Annotated in this window: 13 protein-coding genes; 1 reads left to right on the top strand and 12 read right to left on the bottom strand. The window is 39.9% G+C overall.

Annotated elements, in window-relative coordinates:
* The 10 genes from cyoE to ruvB all read right to left on the bottom strand — a co-directional run bounded on the left by cyoE (position 1) and on the right by ruvB (position 16,407).
* Positions 1 to 900: a heme o synthase gene (gene cyoE / locus SJY45_RS16355; RefSeq protein WP_400072119.1), complete on the bottom strand. Its 900-nt coding sequence runs from the start codon at positions 898 to 900 to the stop codon at positions 1 to 3.
* A 177-nt stretch (positions 901 to 1,077) separates the two neighbouring features.
* On the bottom strand, positions 1,078 to 1,782 hold the full coding sequence (locus tag SJY45_RS16350) for an energy transducer TonB (RefSeq protein WP_215438505.1): 705 nt from the start codon (positions 1,780 to 1,782) through the stop codon (positions 1,078 to 1,080).
* 53 nt (positions 1,783 to 1,835) lie between these two features.
* Positions 1,836 to 2,258, bottom strand: a complete 423-nt coding sequence (locus tag SJY45_RS16345; protein WP_400072117.1) for a VanZ family protein — start codon at positions 2,256 to 2,258, stop codon at positions 1,836 to 1,838.
* Positions 2,230 to 2,610: a glycine cleavage system protein GcvH gene (gene gcvH / locus SJY45_RS16340; protein ID WP_215438507.1), complete on the bottom strand. Its 381-nt coding sequence runs from the start codon at positions 2,608 to 2,610 to the stop codon at positions 2,230 to 2,232. Before gcvH ends, SJY45_RS16345 begins: the two co-directional genes overlap by 29 nt.
* Before the next feature lie 156 nt (positions 2,611 to 2,766).
* Positions 2,767 to 9,963, bottom strand: a complete 7,197-nt coding sequence (gene sprA / locus SJY45_RS16335) for a cell surface protein SprA (RefSeq protein ID WP_400072115.1) — start codon at positions 9,961 to 9,963, stop codon at positions 2,767 to 2,769.
* 5 nt (positions 9,964 to 9,968) lie between these two features.
* Positions 9,969 to 10,550, bottom strand: a complete 582-nt coding sequence (ruvA, locus tag SJY45_RS16330; RefSeq protein ID WP_215438509.1) for a Holliday junction branch migration protein RuvA — start codon at positions 10,548 to 10,550, stop codon at positions 9,969 to 9,971.
* A 57-nt stretch (positions 10,551 to 10,607) separates the two neighbouring features.
* Positions 10,608 to 12,905, bottom strand: coding sequence for an NADP-dependent malic enzyme (locus tag SJY45_RS16325; protein ID WP_215438510.1), 2,298 nt, complete (start codon positions 12,903 to 12,905; stop codon positions 10,608 to 10,610).
* A gap of 110 nt (positions 12,906 to 13,015) precedes the next feature.
* On the bottom strand, positions 13,016 to 14,341 hold the full coding sequence (locus SJY45_RS16320; RefSeq protein ID WP_215438511.1) for an MFS transporter: 1,326 nt from the start codon (positions 14,339 to 14,341) through the stop codon (positions 13,016 to 13,018).
* 121 nt (positions 14,342 to 14,462) lie between these two features.
* Positions 14,463 to 15,383 (bottom strand): tRNA epoxyqueuosine(34) reductase QueG, encoded by a 921-nt coding sequence (gene queG, locus SJY45_RS16315; RefSeq protein WP_400072112.1) that lies wholly within the window; start codon positions 15,381 to 15,383, stop codon positions 14,463 to 14,465.
* A 1-nt stretch (position 15,384) separates the two neighbouring features.
* The gene (gene ruvB / locus SJY45_RS16310) at positions 15,385 to 16,407 is read right to left on the bottom strand and encodes a Holliday junction branch migration DNA helicase RuvB (protein ID WP_215438513.1); all 1,023 of its coding nucleotides are present in this window, start codon (positions 16,405 to 16,407) and stop codon (positions 15,385 to 15,387) included.
* A gap of 119 nt (positions 16,408 to 16,526) precedes the next feature.
* On the opposite strand from ruvB, the gene SJY45_RS16305 reads away from it, so the two are divergent.
* On the top strand, positions 16,527 to 18,791 hold the full coding sequence (locus SJY45_RS16305) for an acyl-CoA dehydrogenase (protein ID WP_400072110.1): 2,265 nt from the start codon (positions 16,527 to 16,529) through the stop codon (positions 18,789 to 18,791).
* Between the two features lie 13 nt (positions 18,792 to 18,804).
* Here the strand turns inward: SJY45_RS16305 and SJY45_RS16300 are convergent, their stop codons facing one another.
* Both SJY45_RS16300 and SJY45_RS16295 read right to left on the bottom strand, forming a co-directional pair.
* Positions 18,805 to 19,626: a GIN domain-containing protein gene (locus SJY45_RS16300; RefSeq protein WP_400072108.1), complete on the bottom strand. Its 822-nt coding sequence runs from the start codon at positions 19,624 to 19,626 to the stop codon at positions 18,805 to 18,807.
* Between the two features lie 158 nt (positions 19,627 to 19,784).
* Positions 19,785 to 21,611: a cbb3-type cytochrome c oxidase subunit I gene (locus SJY45_RS16295; protein ID WP_215912969.1), complete on the bottom strand. Its 1,827-nt coding sequence runs from the start codon at positions 21,609 to 21,611 to the stop codon at positions 19,785 to 19,787.
* Between the last annotated feature and the right edge of the window lie 5 nt (positions 21,612 to 21,616).

Below are 21,616 nucleotides of genomic sequence, written 5' to 3'. Positions count from 1 at the left end.
TTAAATAAACTTATCTACTACGTAAACCACCTGCATTAATGTAATATAACTAACACTGGCCAACATTAATTTTCGTGCGGTAACGTTATCCCGTTTTTCGTACAAAAGAAAAGCGAAGACCAACATGACCATTCCCATTAAAAATATAATAATCGCTGCAGGAATGGAAAGTTCTAACCTACCTGTAAAACCAAATACGGGAACGATGGAAATAACCAACATCCAAATGGTATACATTATAATCTGTAATGCTGTGCCTTTGTCCTTTTTTCCAGTAGGTAACATTTTAAAACCTCCTCTTTTATAATCATCATCCAACATCCAACCTAAAGCCCAAAAATGAGGAAATTGCCAGAAAAACTGAATCATAAATAATGTACCCGGCTCAATACCAAATTCATTAGTAGCAGCTACCCAACCCAGCATAAAAGGAATTGCCCCAGGAAAAGCCCCCACAAAAACCGCCAAAGGAGTCTTGGTTTTTAATGGTGTATAACAACTTGTATAGAGAAAAATGGAAATAGCCCCGAACATTGCGGTCTTAGGGTTCAGCACATAAAGGGAAACTACCCCTAGAACGGTAAGTAAAATAGCAATAAACAGTGCTTTGCCAACAGACATCCTACCAGAAGGAATAGGCCTGTTCTGGGTACGTTTCATTAACGCATCCAAATCTTTTTCAATAATCTGATTGTAAGCATTGGATGCTCCAACCATACAATAGCCGCCAAACGCCAATAACAAAAGTGAAACAAAGTTAATCTGATCGGCTCCCAGTAAATAACCGGCCAAAGAAGAAAAAACCACACTAATTGCCAGTCTGGCTTTGGTAATCTCCTTAAAATCCGCCATTGCCAACGCCAGAGAAGGAGTTGTTGCCGTATTCACCGCTGTCTTCATTCATCTTTTTTCGAACCGCAAAGATAGCTTTCAACCTCTATTTCTGCAACCAATTGGACATCTTTATATTATACCGTACAAAGCCATCAAAAATTAAAGAGCGATTATAAGGTTAATCAACAAAAAAAAGCCTGTCTACGTTGTAGACAGGCCTTGAATATATTTTGTAAGCGATGCTTATTGCAATTTAAATGTAATAGGAATACTGAATGGAACCCTTACAGCTCTACCACGTTGCTTACCTGGTGTCATTTTAGGAAGCTTACTAATGATACGAGCAGCTTCTTTTTCTAGGTTTTTGTCCGGTCCACGCATTCTAACGTTACCAATACTACCATCTTTTTGAATGGTAAACATTACACTAACCCTACCTTGAACCCCCATTTCCTGGGCAATTTCTGGGTATCTAAAGTTTTTCCCGATGTGCTTTTGCATCATCTTCTGGAAACAAGCCCTTTTATCAGACTCACTTTCACAACCCGGAAAAATAGGTACATCTTCAATAACTGCAAAAGGCACATCTACATCTTCTACCTCTTCTTCAACAATTACATCTTCAACTTCAATAATCTCTTCTTCCTGACTTGTCTCAGTAGATTCAATTACAGTTTCCTCAACCTCTTCTTCATCTTCAACAACTTCAATAATTTCAGGAGCCGCTGGTGGCGGTGGTGGCGGTGGCGTCTTAATCTGCTCCGTCATAGGAACTTCTTCGTCCAATTCATCATCTACATTCATTGAAATATCGTAGTCATTTGTCTTATCGTACGTTTTCCACTCTAGCGCACCATATACCAATGCCATTGTAAGTGCCAGACCAATAACAAAATAGAGTCCGCTATTGCGGCCTATATCTGCTTTCGGATTCTTTTTCGGTTCCATAATTTTGTGTTTTAATGTTTGCTAATTTAATTAAATATTCCTTTAACAAGCAACTAATTTTTCCATTTTAACCACCTTTCCTTGGAAAAAAGGGATTTAACGGCCAATGACCCAAAGATTGCACCCACACTATTTGCCAATGCATCTAGGATATCGCCATGACGATCTGTTGTAAAACTATACTGTAATACCTCAATAATTATACCATAAATAATAGCCCCTACTACGGCATATAACACAGCCTTGCGTAGCTCCACACCTCCTTTTGTCCTTTCCTTGATAAATAGCACTGCCAAAAAAGCGGCCCCAAAGTAAAAAGAAAAATGAACTACCTTATCAAGGTTGGGTATATCTATATTGTCAGCTTCAGTATCAGAGAAAGAAACTAGGCTAAAAAAGGTAACAAATACCATCCAGCCTAAAAACGCAATCGTATACTTGTTGTTTTTAAGCACCAATAAGTGATTTGTAATCATCCGCAGACAAAAGATCGTCTACTTCAGAGGCGTCACTAATTTTAATTTTCACCATCCAACCATCGCCGTAAGGGTCAGAATTCACTTTTTCGGGAGCATCTTCCAGAGCTTCGTTGAATTCTATGATCTCTCCACTCAAAGGCTGAAACAAATCGGATACAGTTTTTACCGCTTCAACCGTTCCAAAAACCTCTTCTCTATCCAAGGTTTCATCTACGGTCTCTACTTCCACATATACAATATCGCCTAATTCACTCTGAGCAAAATCCGTAATGCCAACGGTAGCTACATCGCCATCTAATTTGATCCACTCGTGATCCTTTGTATACTTTAATTCTGCAGGTATATTCATGGTCTAATTTTTATGAAAACAAATGTATTGTTTTCTGAAAGAGTTTTCAAAAAAACAAGACCAAGTTAATGGGCAAAAGCCAAAAATTACCCTAACTTAATATTAGACTCAGGTATAGCGCACGATTTACACCTCTGCAACCCGTTGGAAAGCTCATTAATTACCAAAATTATACCTAATAGTAAATCCTGAATTGATTGTAGTCTGAGGAAAAGCAGTAGATACAGCAAACTGCGAGAATGAATGATCGTAGAAGAACAGTGCATTCAGGTTTTTGCTTAGCGCATAATCCGCAGTAAATTTAATGGACAATAAGTTTTGACCTGATGTAATCTGGTTATTGTCAATATCTAAATTTCTAATGATAGTGATGTTGTCTCTAAGCGTAACATCTGCCTTTAAGTTCAAATCTCCCTTTAAACGCGTCTTGTTTCCGCCAATGTTGGTAACAAACTTAACATCCTTAAACCTATACCCAAGACCTACGGTGTATTCCTTACCGTTCATTTCGGTCATAAGGTTATTATCAAAGCTAAGCGCCAAGGTTCTACTGGTTCTCATTTCGGCTAGAACACTTACGGAGTTTTTCATTTCAAAATCCATACGCACCAACGGGTTGAACTCATCGTTCAATACCACGTTGTTTAAAATAAGGTCTGGCATTAAATCCCCATCAGAATCAACAGCATCAATACCCTCATTTTCCTTTTTAAACTGCACTTTTTCGAGATTAGTCTGAAATGAGTTGATACTATACGCTGCACGATACCCATGACTCACAGAAAAACGCTGAAACCTTTTCTTGAACCACTTGTTACGCATAAGACCTGTAAACTTCAAATTCCAGTTAGGAATTGGGATATCACGGAAAGTATCCAAATTTACACGCTCCGCATCCTGCCCTGTATATGCAGCAAAGAAAGCCGGCAACAACACATCTTGCTGAGTTTTACTGTACTTTTCAGGAAAACCTGTTTCTGGATTTATGTTTGCCACTTCTCCCCTATCCGCTACTAAACGATTGGCGATGATAATACGGTTTTGCTTAAACTGTTCAAACGTTTTAGAATCAAACTCGTCACTTTTATTGAAAATCGTACCGAGCATTACTGTAGAAATACTAAAGTTCCCGTATTCGTTACCTAAAAGATTATTATACTCCAACGAACCGTCCGTATTACGTATAACACTAAAATTCTCCTGATAACTATTAGAAAACTGTCTATCCGCAGATAAATCTATCGTTAAATCTTTAATGGGCTGAGCCGTGGCCGTAATATTCAATTGTTTGTTGATATTCTGAATGTACTGCTCGTTAAACTCGTCAAAACCGGTCAACCATCCTTTTCTTGCAGCATCAAAACGCACATCTGCCTGACTACCAAAAACAAAACCGAACGAAGGCTTTAACGAACCTACGAAACCAACGGATTGCGTATACCCTGGCAGCACTTTACCTCTGCTTTCATTATAATTAAGGTTCAACCGTTTTACCATAGTGAGGATATCTACCGCCGTATTGAAAAGACCACTAGTTTTCTTTTCTGTCTTTTCACTGCCCGAGGCCGGGTTACCCGCTTTATCCCTTCGCACCGGAGCCCTATTGGCCGCAGATTTTCCACTTCGTTTTTTTAGCCCTATCATGTCATAGAACTTCTGCATGGTAAGATTAGCAGTTAGATTGTGCGTACTAGCGTTTTGTACTGTATTAATATCTTCCAACGCTACTTCCCTAAGTGCATCGCCACCACGCTGCCAATCAAAATTACTGGTATAGCTGTATTGTGCATTTATAAAATCCAGTACAGGAATTTTACTAAAAGGCAGGTCGTAGTTTAATTCTAACTGTTGGGCATGCCTATTGGGCTCTCCCAAATCCCAAAAACCGTCCCAAAGTCCCAATGTCTCATCTATACGTTGGTCTTCATCCCCAGTACCATTTACAAAATCTTCATAATAATTTCTAACGATGTGGTTGTTACTGGCAGTCATATTTAAACGGAGTGATTTGGTAAGGCTATAATTTACCGCATACTGCCAATTAAACTGATAATTTCTTTGTTGCAACGTTGGCAGCTCCAATTTATCTACCCCTTCTTCCACAACATCCCTAAAACGTTGTTGGTTGAATTGCCTATCTATATTAGAGTTAACCGAAATACTGGTTGGCAACAGACTTAAGTTCAATTCTTTTAACCACCTCCAATACCGACTAGTAAACAGCGAGTCGTTTTTCATAAAAGGCGCCACTTCTACAGGCTTAAAATTATGGTTATAAACCAAGCCTGCAGCAACGTTTTTATCCTCTAAAGAAGCAATTTCAAAATCTCTATGATTGGTTTCGTTGTACGAATAGTTAAAAGTAAAGTTCTCTACATCGTAAAAATTGGCATCGGCCTCTTCTCCTCTATCTTTGCGGACCCCTATAAAGTTTATACTGGTACGTTTGGTATAGTCTTCTGCCTGCTGTTCAATGGCCTTTGCATCTTCAGGGTTATCTGCAGCATCAATTCTGTCCTGTAACTTTAAATCATCATATACCGGATCAAACTCAGGCGTAATCATTTGTTCCGATATACCGTAGTTGAACGGAAGTTGAATACCCCATTTATTAGGAAGTAGCTGACCAAGATTTACATTGGTAACCACATCATAGGAAAGCGCGTCTTCACGAGCACGTTCATTGGGCATCTGATCAATGGCCCCAAAACCTGAAGTACTGGTACTACCGGTTGCGGATACATTCGCAAAATCTGCGAAGTTTGCATCTACGGCGGCCAATGCGGCCCAACCTCCTTCATTATCCAAACCTGCCAAACGAAGTTCATTGAACCAAACCTCTCCTCTTGCCGGGGTTCTACTTACATTCTTTACCCCTACCATCATACTACGGATACTCCCTAAAGAAGGGTTACCCTGTATTCCAATACGTAATCTACCGGGAGTTCTTGCTGAAAGCGGATCCACGGAAACCACTTCCCCGTCTATCACTTCAAAATATCTGATTTCACTTAAGTCCGTTCCCGAAATCCAAACCGACTTTACCTTATTAAGGTCTGCCAGCACAATTTCCATCTGGTTATTATCCGGCCAAATAGCTTCTTCCGAAGTAGCCCCAAAAGAGGTGAACTCCAACGGAATTTCCAACTGATAAAAGTTCTCGGAGAAATCGGTTCCTATTCTAAGGAAACCTACCAAGGGTTGATCAACATCATAAATATCCGTCTCTAAAATTTTCTCGGCATGTATGAACATTTTTAATTTTTCATACTGACGCACATCAATATCAAGACTCTTAAATACACCTCTAGAATCTTGAGACTCCAAATTTTCCACCACCAAAGAAAGAGATTGCTCATTCTGTTGTATAATGGTATTGTTATTGTTCAATTGCTCACGAAGAACACCTGGAGGCAGCACATAAGGAATAGGGCTTCTACTTTCGTTTTCCTGAATGTTAACCGCATTAACGTCTAAGGTAGTGGCATCATCTGCCGTATTTGGGTCATCTACATCAAGAGACTTAGTATAGGTTCTCCAATCTCCACGTACAAGATCTAACGTAGCAAAACGCAAAAGCACATCACTAGAGAAGCCGGTCATGTACATACGCAATGAGCTTATAGAGCGAAAATCATTGATGCCGCCTACTGCTTCGGTAAAATCACTTAACGGAATTTTATACTGGATCCATCGGGTACGCACTGTACTTTCATTAGGAATTCTATTTCCTGAAAGCACTAATGAATCACGAATGTCGGTTACATATTTATCGTTAATGGTCGTGTTGGGTTTAATAGGAATTCGGTATTCATAGTAACTGTTTACCGTATTCATGGTCAAATCACGATCAATATCCTCTACATCCGGCAATGTGGTAGACCCTCTATTATCATTAGTTACCTCAACCGGCGAGTTTCCTTGCGGGTTGTTGAAGTTCAAATACCTATTAAGTATCCCACCATCACGTTGCAAGAAGTATTCGTAGTTATCCAAAGCTGGATCTTCTGGATTATCGTTCCCATAAATTGCGGCTTCGGCTCCGTCATTAAGACCATCAAAGCCAAGATCTTGTTGTGAGCGGCTACCCTCATTAACATCAAAGGCATACACTAAGGCCTGGGTTGCCGGAACCGGACCCCACGTAGGATTTTCCGGTTTTACACTTCCCTCACCGTTAACTGGTAGTCCGTTTTCGTATTGCTTAAGGCCATCCGCCAAAATATCTTCGGAAATATTACCTAGGTTAAACACTAATTCTCCTTGGCTTGTTGCAGTTCCTTCTAAATAAGGGTCCATCACCCAAAACTGAACAAACTCAACATTGGCCTGCTCAAAATTGGTGCTGCTCAAAGACCGCATGATACCACCCCATTTATCATTGGGAGATTCCGTTCCAAAATTAGCATTTGCGTTATACGGGCCTTTTAACTCAGGGTAATACGCTAAATCTAATGTAGTCTGTTGACGCGTCTGCCCTTGAGCTACTTCAACCTGAGGAAAAACCTCATCTATAAATATCCTTCTTGTAGCGTTTGTTGAAATATCATTATCACTGATACTCGCAGGCCTTTGGTTGGTATAAAAGACAGGGTCAATAGAATACCAAGCCATTTTTGCCCTACCGAAACCGGTTTCCAAACCTTTTTGAGTGGGTGAATCCAAAAATTCCACCGGTGTACTTGCCAGTGCCCAACCCAAAGAAGAGCGGATATCAATTAGAGCCTGGGCCCCTTCAAAATCATCTAAGTATGTTGTTGTTTCCCCTTGAAAGTCGGCATTTTTAGGTGAACTAGGCTTTAACCAAGCAACTTCTCCCCTAACCGAAAGATTAGACGGAACGTCCGTATCTATATTAGGTAGTTTATTGACCAAACGGGTCAAGAAAGGAACTTCTGTTGAGAAATTTCCATTGATTCCGAATACGGTATTATTCACAGGCTCTACGCCAAAGTTAGACTTTTGCGTTAATGGCCTTTCATTTAGGTTTAATAAAGTGGCCCCTAAAACAAAATTCTTGTTGAATTGATGCTCTACGTTTACGCCAGTAAAACGACGGGTTTGCTGACCGAATACGGCATTATTTTCTACTGAAATATTAATTGGGGTATTGGATGCCTCCAAACTTGGATCAAGAATCTGAACCGTACCTGCCTGATAGTTTACCGTATAGTCTATACCTTCCTGCAACTGTCTTCCTCCAGCGGTAACACGCACAGAACCCCTGGGCACGTTAAACGCTCCGATCGGAATGCCATTACTTCCCTCTGACTTGTATCTACCTTTTAATAAGAACTTATCTTTTTCCGGGTTTTGTAAGGCCGCAGATTTAGTAAGCTCATACATATCCCTAAATACATATTTCTCTTGGTTGGCGTTATATCCGCTTTCGGTATTATAATCCCCACCACCTAAACGTTCAAAAAGATATTCCCCAAAAGGCTCAACTTTCGTAAATATAATTTGGCCGTTCTGCGTATCTACGGTTATGCCCGGAACAAAATCAAAAAAACCATCACCACCAGGTTGCACATCATTGTAGGCGTTAAGTCTATCAAAATTAAAGACATCTAACAATATGCGCTCTTGCAAAGGTTTTCCTCCATCTGTTTGGGCAGGAAAATCTTCAACCGGAGTAATATAGTTCCTTGGTGTTGGGTTAGAGTAAAGGATATTCATTTTAAAATCTTCCTGACTCAACCTAAAAGCACCGGTGGCATAAATATTCTTCATCATCAAATCCCAAATAGGATCGGACACATTGGTAATATTACTTTTCAGTAATTTCAGGACCAAAGTATTATTATCTATAATAGGGTTTTCTAAAGATCCGGAAACCGTTGTTGCATCTACCCCGCCATTGGCAAATTCACCAACCTGATACACTTTTCCGTTATAGGTATATTGAAAGGCTACCGCCAATACCTCGTCATTGCTTAAACGTTGGTTTAAAGAAATGTAGCCCAATTGGGTGTTAAATTGAAAATCCCTGCCCTGCTCCAACTTTCTTGCGTTTTCAAGATAAGCGTAATCAAACCCTTGGTTAGGTTGGTAGCCTGAAACATTGAAACCTTGCTCAATGGTAGCCACATCACGAATACTCTGGGTAAGCGCTCCTCCTTGACCAATTAACGCAGGATTGTAATCATTTGCATCGTTACGTGGCAACTGGTTAGGTTGTCCTGAATTTACATTGAAAAATCCTGCAGGGGCATTCCCTGAGATTCTAGTCTTATTTTCACCTGCTAACAATGGGTCATATTCTCCCAAATCCTGAATACCAACTATATTACGAACGTTTAAGGTTTGCTGACTACGATTGGTAACCCAAACTTCTAAACGGGTTATCTGTACTTGGCTCCTGATATAGGGGTAGTTAACCAAAGCTGCATCATAATTATCCCTAAAATACTGGGCCAGGAAGAAATGCTTATCCTCATCATATTGAAGTGCCGAAACAGAAAATTCATTTACCGTACCACCGCCCTGTGCTACAACTGTATTATTTTGAGAACGCTGTTCCGAGAAAACTGCGGTAACCGTGGTCTTACCAAATTGAAGCTGAGTTTTTACCCCAAAAAGACTCTGCGCCCCCGTTATAAGGGAGCTGTTGAGCGGCATGTTTACGTTACCTACCTCTATTGACTGAATGATATCGTCCTCCGTAGGTGTATAATCCAGTTTAACAATGTTCTGAAAATCAAAAGTAGCCTCGGTGTCATAATTGGCCGTAACCTGTAATCTTTCGCCTATTTTACCAAGCATACTTAGACTTATACGCTGATCAAAATCAAAAGATAGATTGGTACGGTTTCTTGGGGATAAAGAGGGGTTGTCATTTTTTTGCCAGATAACCCCTAGATCCATAGCCACGGATCCCTGTGGGATTACCTCTATAGTGTTACCACCAAAAATGGATTGAAAAAAACTGTTGTTTACGTAAAAATTGGGGAGTAAGTTTTTTCTTGCTTCTTCACTACCTTCTTTTTTTCCGGCATAGGCATCGGATTTTTCTTTAAAGTAGTCCTTTATTCCTTCTTGGCGTACCAGCTCATAATATTGCTCGGGAGTAAGTATCACCGGGTATCCAATATCAAAATCACCTACCTTTTCAGAGTAGATGTACATATTTAGATTTGGATCGTATTCGTATTTAGAGACAATACTTTCCGGGTTTTCCATTTTGAGCTTACCCAAAGAAAAACCGGTCTTTACGGAATCCACTTCCTGCTCTTCCCTATCTTCATTTTCTGTTTCTTGGGCATACGATACACCGGAGGAAACGAGCAAAAATAAAAATAGGAGTGTAAGCTTAAATGGTGATTTAAGAAATAGTTTGGCCCCTGTTTTCAAACTTGTTATAAATTTTTAAGCGCAAGTTTAATAATGTTCTCTACGCTGAGCGAGGGGTCTTGGATAAGTACTTTGTCAACTACCTTTTCGGCGGATCTTCTTACAAAGCCAAGAACCTCTAAAGCAGATAACGCTTCTTCTTTATTTGTATTGTTCGTAGGAGCGGAAACTTCGCCTATATCGTAAACTTTTAAAATCTTATCCCTAAGGTCTAGAATTACACGTTGGGCCGTTTTGGCTCCTATACCTTTAATGGACTGAATTGTAGCCACGTCTCCATTGGCAATTGCATCTCTAATTTGGGCAGGTTCCAATGAAGAAAGCATGGTTCTGGCCGTACTTGAACCAATACCTGAAACCGATAGTAAAAGACGGAAAATCTCGCGCTCAGATCTTTCGGCAAAACCAAAAAGCGTATGTGAGTCTTCCTTTACTTGAAGATGAGTAAATAAACTAATATTTTCCGAATCGCCTATCTTAGAAAAAGTGTTCAAGGAAATATTTACAAAATAACCAACTCCAGCACATTCTATCACTACATAGGTTGGGTTTTTCTCTACAAGTTTTCCTTTAAGATGGGTAATCATATCCGGGGTTGTTTTGGGGAATTATTTTGCCCGGTAATTAGAACCGGGCAATTACTATTACTTGGCCTCTGTTTTGGCCTTTTTTCTTTTTTCTCTTTCTTGTGCATCTATAACAGCAACCGCCGTCATATTTACCATTTCATCTACGCTTGCACCTAATTGAAGGATGTGAACAGACCTTCTTAGACCAACCATAATAGGACCTATACTATCTGCTTGGTTTAGTTCTTTTAATAGCTTATAAGTAATGTTCGCCGATTCCAAGTTTGGAAAAATTAGGGTATTTACCTTTTTACCCGCCAGTTTGGAGAATGGGAACTGACTCTGTAACAATTCTTTATTCAGGGCAAAATCTGTTTGAATTTCACCATCTACCACAAGACTTGGGTTGCTTTCATGTAAAATACGAACCGCTTCCCTTACTTTTTTTGCATGCGGATGGTTAGAAGACCCAAAGTTTGCGTAAGACAGTAAAGCCAATACAGGGTCAAATCCAAAAGTTGAAGCCACATTTGCGGCATTTTGAGCTATTTCTGCAATTTCTTCTGCATTTGGATCTATATTGATAGAAGTATCCGCCAAAAATAATGGACCTCTATCCGTAATCATAATGTTTACCGTAGATACCTTCTTTACATTTGACGCTCTACCAATAACTTCCAAAATTGGTTTTACAACCGTTGGGTACGCTCTTGAATATCCAGATATCATACCATCTGCATCACCTTCAAGCACCATCATAGCTCCAAAATAATTGCGCTCGCGCATTCTTATTTTCGCACTGTAAAGTGTAGTACCGCTGCGCTTTCTACTTTCCCAGAACTTGGTTGCGTAGCGTATATGTTTCTCATCAAACTCTTTGGAAGTTGGATCCAAAATATCTATCTCGGCATCAAAATCCAATTCCTTTTTCAATTCTAAAATAATCTCTTTTCTACCTAAAAGAATAGGCTCAGCAATACCCTCTTCATGTACGATTTGAGCGGCCTTCAACACATCAAGATGGTCGGCTTCGGCAAAAACAATACGTTTTTTGTTCATTTTTGCCCTGTTGTGCAATAAGCGCACTACTTTGTTATCGTTCCCGGAACGTTGTAGCAGTTCTTCTTTATACCGGTCCCAGTCATCAATAGGGCTTTTGGCCACGCCACTATCCATGGCAGCTTTGGCCACGGCCGGTGGAATTTCAGAAATAAGACGTTGATCAAAAGGTTTGGGAATTATATATTCTTTACCGAACGTTAATCGCGTTTCCCCATAAGCAATGTTTACCTGTTCCGGCACGGGTTGTTTGGTAAGTTCGGCCAATGCCTTAACGGCGGCCATTTTCATTTCTTCATTAATAGCAGTAGCACGTACATCAAGGGCCCCTCTAAAAATAAAAGGGAAACCAAGTACATTATTCACCTGATTAGGATGATCGGAACGCCCTGTAGCCATAATGATATCTTTCCTGGTCTTTATGGCCAAGTCGTAATCTACTTCAGGATTAGGGTTTGCCATGGCAAAAACAATAGGGTTTTCCGCCATTGAATTTAACATATCCGGTGTTACGATATCGGCTATGGAAAGTCCGATAAAAACATCGGCATCTACCATTGCTTCGGAAAGAGTATCAATTTTTCTATCCGTAGCAAATTCCGCTTTGGAAGCAGATAGATTTTCGGCATCTTTTCTGATAACCCCTTTACTGTCCAACATCACAATATTTTCGGCCTTTGCACCAAAAGCCTTATACAGCTTTGTACAGGAAACAGCGGCAGCACCAGCACCACTAATAACAATGCGGACTTCTTCTATTTTCTTTTCGGACAGTTCCAACGCATTTAACAAAGCTGCAGCAGAGATAATGGCCGTTCCGTGTTGATCATCATGCATTACCGGAATATCAAGCTCTTCTTTAAGCCTTCTTTCTATTTCAAAAGCTTCGGGTGCTTTTATATCCTCCAAATTGATGCCGCCAAAAGTAGGAGCGATCATTTTTACGGTCTCCACGAATTTATCAACATCCTCCGTATCAACTTCAATATCTATTCCATCTATATCCGCAAAAATTTTGAACAGCAATCCTTTCCCTTCCATAACTGGCTTTGAGGCCTCCGGACCAATATTACCAAGCCCCAATACGGCCGTACCATTGGATATAACGGCCACCAGATTTCCTTTAGAGGTATATTTATAGGCATTATCCTTATCCTTAGCAATTTCCAAGCAAGGTTCTGCTACACCTGGCGAATAGGCCAAAGCCAAATCTCGCTGGGTTGAATAAGGTTTTGTAGGAACGATTTTTATTTTGCCAGGTTGCGGTTTAGCATGATATATCAATGCTTCCCTTCTCTGTTTTTGATTGCCCATAGGAATATTAGATTTAAGAAAACAAATTTAAGGGTATTCTTCGGATATGTGTAGCCCGTTTAGAGGATAAATTTCCAAGAATTTACGCGATTTACAGGTATAAAACCCAACTAGCCCACATTCTCCTTTTTGGCCTCCTTTACGTTCAACCGTAAAGAAAGAACCGCAGCAAGAACAAAAAACACCCCAGCGAACAATATAGCGTTAACGGCATTACCACCAAGAAGGTTCTTAAAAATAGGTCCAAAAGTAAGCGTCTCTATCCCCATGGGAATGACGATCATCATATTTAAAATACCCATGTACACGCCTCGTCTATCCTGAGGTACAATCTTGGAAACCATGGTATAAGGTATACCCATCATAGCCGCCCAACCTATACCGAACAAGACCATAGGAAACAACACGGTAATAGGATCGGAAATATATGGAATTGTGAAAAGTGCTAGCCCCGTACCCAATAAACTTGCCGCGTAGACTTTTTTACTTCCAAATTTTAGCGCCAATGGCACCAATGCCAATGCTACGACCATAGTGGTAATATTGTAAGTAGTGCTCATTTTTGCCGATTGCGCGGCAGCTCCGGACAAATCAAACCCCATAGTACTCATGAACAAAGGTGTTATAAACTGCCAATACACAAATAGGGCGTACCATTGAAAAAGATAGACAGCGGAGAGTTTCCACATAAAAGAAGGCATTTCTTTTACCGCTTTGGCAATCTCTATGAAAGGCATATTAAAACGTTCCCCAAAAGAAAGGGCTTTATGAGCTTTGATTTCTTCCATTTCTTCTTCTGTAGGTGGAATTTCGGGAGTTTTTAATACGGACCAAAGAATGGTTGATACAGACAAAAAGGCTCCTATAAAAAAGGAGTAATACAACCACTTAGGTATGGAACCGGCTACATCCGCAACATCTCCGCCCCCAAACCAATCTTGGAACAAAAATATGGATGCGTTGGCTAAAACAATACCGGCACCAACAAATAGACTTTGCATTTGATACCCCAAACTCAATTGCTTTTCAGGCAACTTATCCCCTACAAAAGCACGGTAAGGCTCCATTGCCATATTGTTCCCCACATCTAAAATCCAAAGTAACCCTACTGCAAACCACAAGGCGGGACTTAACGGAAATGCAAAAAGGCAAAGACTACCAATAATAGCTCCAATCAGAAAAAACGGTTTACGCCTACCAAAACGGGGCGACCAAGTTTTATCCGATATAGCTCCGATAATAGGCTGAACGATCAAACCCGTTACAGGTCCAGCTATATTAAGAATAGGCAACATATCTTCCGATGCTCCCAAAAACAAAAAAACAGGATTGATTGCGGTTTGCTGAAGTCCAAAACTGAATTGGATGCCCAAAAAGCCGACATTCATATTGAAAATCTGCCAAAAACTTAAACTCGGTTTTTTAATAAAGCTCATTTGAAGTTGGTTTTGGTATAAAAACTACCAAACAAGATAGCACAATAAATCCTCGACCTGAAAGAACTTACCTAGAAAATATAAAAGATAGCAAACTCTAACGTTTTCGTAGTTCGCTGCTTTATTTTAGAAATTTGATATTGCGCTGTAAACCTGAGAATTTAGTCCTTTTTACTGCCGACTTCCGAAAAACTTTTCGGAAAACATCTTCGGTAATTTCTTCCCAATCCTTTTTGGACATGGATAATAATTCCGGATGTGGATTGAACAAGGGTTCTTGGTGAGGTTTTGAAAACCGGTTCCACGGGCATACATCTTGACAAACGTCACACCCAAAGGCCCAATCATCAAATTTACCCTCAAATTCCGTTGGAATTTCATTTTTGAGCTCAATGGTAAAATAAGAAATACACTTACTCCCGTCAACCACATAGGGCTCCACAATAGCTTCCGTGGGGCATGCATCTATACAAGCAGTACAGGTTCCGCAATGATCCGTAACCCTAGAATCATACTCCAAATCCAAATCAACAATAAGCTCGGCAATAAAATAAAAAGAACCTACCCTTTGGGTGAGGAGGTTGCTGTGCTTCCCTATCCACCCTAGGCCACTTTTAGCGGCCCAAGCCTTATCCAGAACGGGCGCGGAATCAACAAAAGCCCTACCCCCAACTTCACCTATATTTTCAGAAATAAAATTTTGCAGCTCACGCAATTTGGATTTAATGACATGGTGGTAATCTTGCCCGTAAGCGTATTTAGATATTTTATATGTGTTTTCCTCTTGTGCGTTTTCGGGATAATAATTCAGCAGTAATGAAATGACGGATTTAGCCCCGTCTACCAAAAGACGTGGGTCTAAACGTTTATCAAAATGATTGGCCATGTACGACATTTCGCCATGCATATTGTTATTGAGCCATTTCTCCAATCTAGGAGCTTCCTCCTCCAAAAAATCCGCTTTGGAAATACCACAAGACAAAAAACCGAGGCGTTTGGCTTCGGTTTTTATAAGTTCGGAATATTTCTCTTTAGAATTCATCTTAAAACAATCCTGGTTGCACTCCTCCTTTGAGCTTCCCCAAGTGTTTATACGCCAAATCCGTTACTTCACGGCCACGCGGTGTTCGCATAATAAAACCCTGCTGAATCAAGAAAGGTTCATATACTTCCTCTATGGTTTCGGCACTTTCGGAAACCGCTGTTGCCAATGTGGTAATACCTACGGGGCCTCCCTTAAATTTATCTATAATGGTAGTAAGAATCTTATTATCCATTTCATCCAATCCGTGAGCATCTACGTTCAATGCCTTTAGACTAAATTTTGAAATATCAATATCTATGCTACCATTACCTTTGATTTGAGCAAAATCCCGCACCCTTCTTAAAAGAGCATTACAAATTCTAGGTGTACCCCTACTCCTACCTGCAATCTCAATTGCAGCTTCTTGGGAAATAGGAACTTTTAGTATTTCTGCACTACGCTCAACTATGGTTGAAAGTAATTCCGTAGAATAATATTGTAAGCGGCTCTGAATACCAAAACGGGCACGCATGGGTGCCGTTAACAATCCCGAGCGGGTGGTAGCCCCGATCAGTGTAAACGGATTCAGGTTTATCTGTACGGATCGCGCATTAGGACCCGACTCGATCATAATATCAATTTTATAATCTTCCATAGCGGAGTACAGATACTCCTCTACTATTGGGCTCAAACGGTGAATTTCATCAATAAAGAGTACATCGCGCTCATCCAAATTGGTAAGCAGACCTGCAAGATCGCCCGGTTTATCCAAAACCGGTCCGGAAGTAATCTTGATACTTACCCCTAGTTCACTCGCAAGAATGTGGGCCAAAGTGGTCTTACCCAGTCCTGGAGGGCCGTGAAACAAGGTGTGATCCAATGCCTCCCCTCGTTGATTGGCGGCCTCCACAAAAACCTTTAAATTCTCCAATACCTGCTCCTGACCCGTAAAGTCATCAAAACTTATGGGGCGCAAAGCTCTTTCTATATCAAATTCCTCAGGGGTAAAATTCTCTCCTTCGGCGTCTAAGTACTCATTCATATTAAAACAAAGATAGCAGAAAAAGAAACAAGCCCACTATACTTCACACCCCTAATCTACCGTTTTCTATATGGCCATAGGCCGCATTATTTTGAAGATAATTTTCGTAATTTCATTCTATGCAAGACTCCACTTATTCCTCAGAAATTCTTCAGTACATCCCATTTTACTATGTTATTTGGTCCGATGACCTGCTCACAGCATCCGAAATTAATGTTGTACAAAATGCGATAGACGCAGATAAAACCCTATCCGAAAAAAGCAGGGCACAATTACTTACGTGGCTTAATACACAAAATCCGCCTGCGAATACAGAATTAAAAAAATGGAAACAGACTATTTCCAATTCAGGAGTTAAATTAATTGAAAGTGAAACTTACCCATTAGCCACATTTAGCCAAAAGGTAGTGTGCCACTATAAAGATGAATGTCCATTTAACGAACAATTAAAACATATTGAAATACAACTGGGTATTCAACCCAATCATTACAATCACCTCTTTGATGTTGATGTAATTCATGAAACTACCTCGGAATTTTATGATTCCAAAGAGATCGATACGATTTTAAAAGGGAAGCATGCCAAACTGGTGGATGATTTCAGGGAAGTATTGGCCGACCCTATTTTTAAGTGGGAAGTGCACCGAAACAAAGACGATTTCAGAAATGTTGTTCTGAACCAAGTTAAATTCTTAACCATTAAGGGATATGGAGCCATGGCCTATCCAGAAGCATATGGCGGAACCGATGATATGGAAGGTTATGCTTACATGTTTGAAAATATGATGTTTGCCGATGGCAGCCTTTCTATAAAATTTGGAGTGCAGTTTGGTCTTTTTGGAGGAAGTATCCAAAAGTTAGGAACTAAAAAACATCATGACCTGTACCTCTCAAAAACAGGAAAAGCAGAGCTTTTAGGTTGTTTTGCCATGACCGAAACAGGCCATGGGTCCAACGTACGGGGAATAAAAACTACGGCGACTTACAACAACGAAACAGACCAACTTGTAATTCACACTCCGGGGAAAAACGATAATAAAGAATATATTGGAAATGCATTGCACTCCAAGATGGCATCTGTATTTGCGCAACTCATCGTAAATGGAAAAAACGAAGGTGTGCACGCCATTCTGGTTCCGCTTAGAAATGAAAAGCACGAACTTTTACCCGGAATAAATGTAGAAGACAATGGCTACAAACTAGGTCTGAACGGAGTTGATAACGGTAAAATTTGGTTTAATCAAGTTGCCGTACCCAGAGAAAATCTACTTAATAAATATGGGGACATTAAAGAAGATGGGACTTACCACTCTGATATAAAAAACCCAAACAAACGGTTTTTTACCATGTTGGGCACCTTGGTGGGCGGAAGAATTTGTGTGGCCCGAGCAGGTTTGGGAGGTGCTAAATTTGCTTTAACCGTTGCCATTAAACATGCCTTAAAGCGCAGACAATTTAATGACAGTATAAAGGTACAGGAAGACCTTTTAATGGACTACCCAACGCACCAGTTGCGTCTAACGCCTCTAGTGGCTAGCGCTTACGTCTATCACATAACCCTTGATAAGATGATGCAACAATATTGTGACCCATCCCAACCAGACAAGCGAAAGATAGAAACCCAAGTGGCGGGCTTAAAATCTATCATCACCTGGTATGCGAATGACACCATTCAAGAATGCCGCGAAGCTTGTGGCGGAAAAGGCTACCTTTTAGAAAACCGTATAGCCGACTTAAAAGGCGATGTAGATATCTTCACCACTTTTGAGGGTGATAATACCGTACTGTTATTATTGGCCGCCAAGGGGGTTCTATCAGACTTTAAATCGGAGTTTAATAGCGCAGGATTTTCCGCAGTACTAAAAATATTGGGCATACAGATCAATGACAAACTAACCACGATCAATCCTATTTACAGTAACAAAGTAGATAAGGATCATTTGTACAATCCTAAATTCCACAAGCATGCTTTTGAATACCGTACCAGACGGTTGACCTACACCCTGGCTATGCGAATTAGAGATTATATTAAAACGGGAATACCTTCTTACCAAGCGTTTCTTAAAGTACAAAGCCACTTGCTGGCATTGGGCAAAGCCTATAGCAATGAACTAGCCTATTCTACTTACAATGATTTTGTAGAAACCATATCCGACGCCAAGAACAAAGCTTTGTTTCAGAAACTAGGAACGTTACACGCAATTTATACTATAAGACAAGATGCGGAATGGTACTTAGAACAAGGTTATATTGGTGGGACAAAATCTAAGGCCATCCGCCAACGTGTAGAACGGTTATCAAGTGAATTAAGACCCCATATAGGAGTCCTAGTAGATGGGTTTGGCATACCGGAGCATTGTATGAGCGCCCCTATTGCCAAATAAGACGTTGTTCTAACTATTTCTCCTTATGTAACTCAGAAGTATCTAGAAAGTCTATTATCTCTACCTTGCCCTCCCCATACAAATGGGTCCTGGCATTACCACTTGAAGAAAGTTGTAAGATTTTGGTACTATTTATATCCGCAGTAGCGGACTCCTCTACAGTAAGATAAACAGCTTCTGACTCTAATTTTTCAGCTTTTAGATTGGAATTTTCAAAAAGGTTGGCATACAATTCAAATGTGGTTCCTTCCAAAATAGCGGTAGCGTTTTTGTACAACTTTACATTACTTAAATCACTTGTGCCAAATACCTTTACATCAACCCTGTCTTTTAAAACCAAATTTATTTCTTGTCCTTTTAAGTTGAATTCCCCTGAACTGTTACCTTCCATATTGATATTAAAAACTTCGGCATCAGCATTTAAATCCAATTTTGCGGATTCATGTAGATCTACATAAAGATCCTTTGCATTAACCGCTCCGTCCATTTCAATTTTCCCATCATACATTGTAATGGCCTCCAGGTAAATATAGTTGACCGTGATCTCCAGTTTCTTTTTACGGGTGATGTTATAGAAGGAGCTAATCTGAAGCACGCTATCTTGAACCTTAAACCTTAAAACGTCTATTAGGTTGTCATCAGCAGTGATAGCAACGCCTTCCTCAGTAGAATCATGTAGCCTAATATCAAGGTCATCGCGCAGTTCAATTGCATGGAAAGCAGGCAATTCTTGATAAACATCTATCACAACCTTATTCCCCTTTATTTTGGGTTTACGTTGGCCAAAAGCCTGAAAAGTAAATAATAAAACAATTAAAAAAATAAAATTTCTCATACTACAGTCCCTTTGACATCAGTTGATTAGACCCTTCTATTATAATTTGCAAATGTATCTCTTATTGTTCTTACGCAACAAGAATGTTAAATAAAAGTATCAAAAAAAAATGCCCAACTATAAAAGTCGGGCATTTTAATTTGAGTTAGTCTAGTATTTTAATGTTGAAGCTCTTCTTCATCTTTTTGCAAAGGTACGGTCTGAGGAACAAAATCCTGACCTGGAAGAATGTACTCTCCGTTTTCATCTACCTTACTATAGTCATAAGCCCAACGGTGAACTTCAGGAATGGCTCCTGGCCAGTTACCGTGAATATGCTCCTGAGGTGTTGTCCATTCTAAGGTTGTTGCCTTCCAAGGATTCTTAGGACCTATTTTACCATAGAAAATACTCCTTACAAAGTTAAATACGAATATAAGTTGAACACCTGCAGTGATAATTGCAAATACGGTCATCAATACTTGAATATCCGTTAATTCATCAAACATTGGGAAAGCAGTATTCTCATAGTATCTTCTTGGCACACCGGCCATACCTACAAAATGCATTGGGAAGAAAATACCATACGAACCAACTGCGGTAACCCAGAAGTGGATATAACCTAAGTTCTTGTTCATCATCTTACCTTCAAACATAGTAGGGAACCAGTGATAAATACCTGCGAACATACCGTATAGTGCAGAAATACCCATTACCAAGTGAAAGTGAGCAATAACAAAATATGTATCATGTACGTTAATATCCAATGTACTATCCCCTAAGATAATACCTGTAAGACCACCTGTTATGAAAGTTGACACCATACCTATTGAAAACAACATGGCAGGGTTTAACTGTAAGTTACCTTTCCAAAGTGTAGTAATCCAGTTAAAGGCTTTTACTGCAGATGGAATAGCAATCAAAAGCGTTGTAAATGTAAATACAGAACCTAAGAACGGATTCATACCCGAAATAAACATATGGTGACCCCATACAATTGTAGACAAGAATGCAATCGCCAAAATTGAAGCAATCATTGCACGATAACCAAAAATAGGTTTTCTAGCATTTACCGCCATTACTTCAGATACAATACCCATGGCAGGTAAGATTACAATATATACCTCAGGGTGACCTAAGAACCAGAAAAGGTGCTCATATAATACCGGTGAACCACCTTGGTAGTGCAATACCTCACCTTGTATAAATATATCCGACAAGAAGAATGAGGTACCAAAGCTTCTATCCATTATCAACAACAAAGCTGCAGATAATAGTACCGGGAACGATATAATACCGATAATGGCCGTTACAAAGAATGCCCAAATTGTTAGTGGCAATCTTGTCATAGACATTCCTTTTGTACGAAGGTTGATTACGGTTACTACATAATTCAACGATCCCATAAGAGATGAAGCAATGAAAATAGCCATAGAAACCAACCACAATGTCATACCCATTCCTGAACCAGGCTGAGCCATTGGCAATGCACTTAGCGGAGGATAAATAGTCCACCCTGCAGCCGCTGGTCCTGCTTCAACGAATAAAGAGGAAATCATTATTATGGAAGACAAGAAAAACAACCAATACGAAAGCATGTTCAAAAAGCCCGAAGCCATATCCCTAGCACCAATTTGCAACGGAATAAGTAAGTTACTAAATGTACCACTCAGACCCTGTGTAAGAACAAAGAATACCATTAACGTACCGTGAATAGTTACCAATGCCAAATAAACATCTGCATCCATAACTCCATCTGGAGCCCATTTTCCTAAAAAGGTCTCGAAGATACCAAAGGATTCCCCTGGCCATGCCAATTGCATACGGAACATAATTGACATTGCGATGCCTAGCGCTCCCATTATCAAACCAGTAATCAAATACTGTCTAGAGATCATTTTATGATCTTGACTAAATATATATTTGGTTACAAAAGTTTGCTTGTGGTGATGCTCATGATCGTCATGTGCATGGTCATCTAACTGTGCATTTGCAGTAACTGACATATTTG

This window comes from Zobellia russellii (assembly GCF_044597075.1).
Lineage (GTDB): Bacteria > Bacteroidota > Bacteroidia > Flavobacteriales > Flavobacteriaceae > Zobellia > Zobellia russellii.
This window is presented reverse-complemented; position numbering and strand designations above follow the sequence as displayed.

Excerpts from the sequence above, each read along its gene's own strand:
- cyoE (WP_400072119.1), bottom strand. The coding sequence starts at position 900 with ATGAAGACAGCGGTGAATACGGCAACAACTCCTTCTCTGGCGTTGGCA.
- SJY45_RS16350 (WP_215438505.1), bottom strand. The coding sequence starts at position 1,782 with ATGGAACCGAAAAAGAATCCGAAAGCAGATATAGGCCGCAATAGCGGA.
- SJY45_RS16345 (WP_400072117.1), bottom strand. The coding sequence starts at position 2,258 with ATGATTACAAATCACTTATTGGTGCTTAAAAACAACAAGTATACGATT.
- gcvH (WP_215438507.1), bottom strand. The coding sequence starts at position 2,610 with ATGAATATACCTGCAGAATTAAAGTATACAAAGGATCACGAGTGGATC.
- ruvA (WP_215438509.1), bottom strand. The coding sequence starts at position 10,550 with ATGATTACCCATCTTAAAGGAAAACTTGTAGAGAAAAACCCAACCTAT.
- SJY45_RS16325 (WP_215438510.1), bottom strand. The coding sequence starts at position 12,905 with ATGGGCAATCAAAAACAGAGAAGGGAAGCATTGATATATCATGCTAAA.
- SJY45_RS16320 (WP_215438511.1), bottom strand. The coding sequence starts at position 14,341 with ATGAGCTTTATTAAAAAACCGAGTTTAAGTTTTTGGCAGATTTTCAAT.
- queG (WP_400072112.1), bottom strand. The coding sequence starts at position 15,383 with ATGAATTCTAAAGAGAAATATTCCGAACTTATAAAAACCGAAGCCAAA.
- ruvB (WP_215438513.1), bottom strand. The coding sequence starts at position 16,407 with ATGAATGAGTACTTAGACGCCGAAGGAGAGAATTTTACCCCTGAGGAA.
- SJY45_RS16305 (WP_400072110.1), top strand. The coding sequence starts at position 16,527 with ATGCAAGACTCCACTTATTCCTCAGAAATTCTTCAGTACATCCCATTT.
- SJY45_RS16300 (WP_400072108.1), bottom strand. The coding sequence starts at position 19,626 with ATGAGAAATTTTATTTTTTTAATTGTTTTATTATTTACTTTTCAGGCT.
- SJY45_RS16295 (WP_215912969.1), bottom strand. The coding sequence starts at position 21,611 with ATGTCAGTTACTGCAAATGCACAGTTAGATGACCATGCACATGACGAT.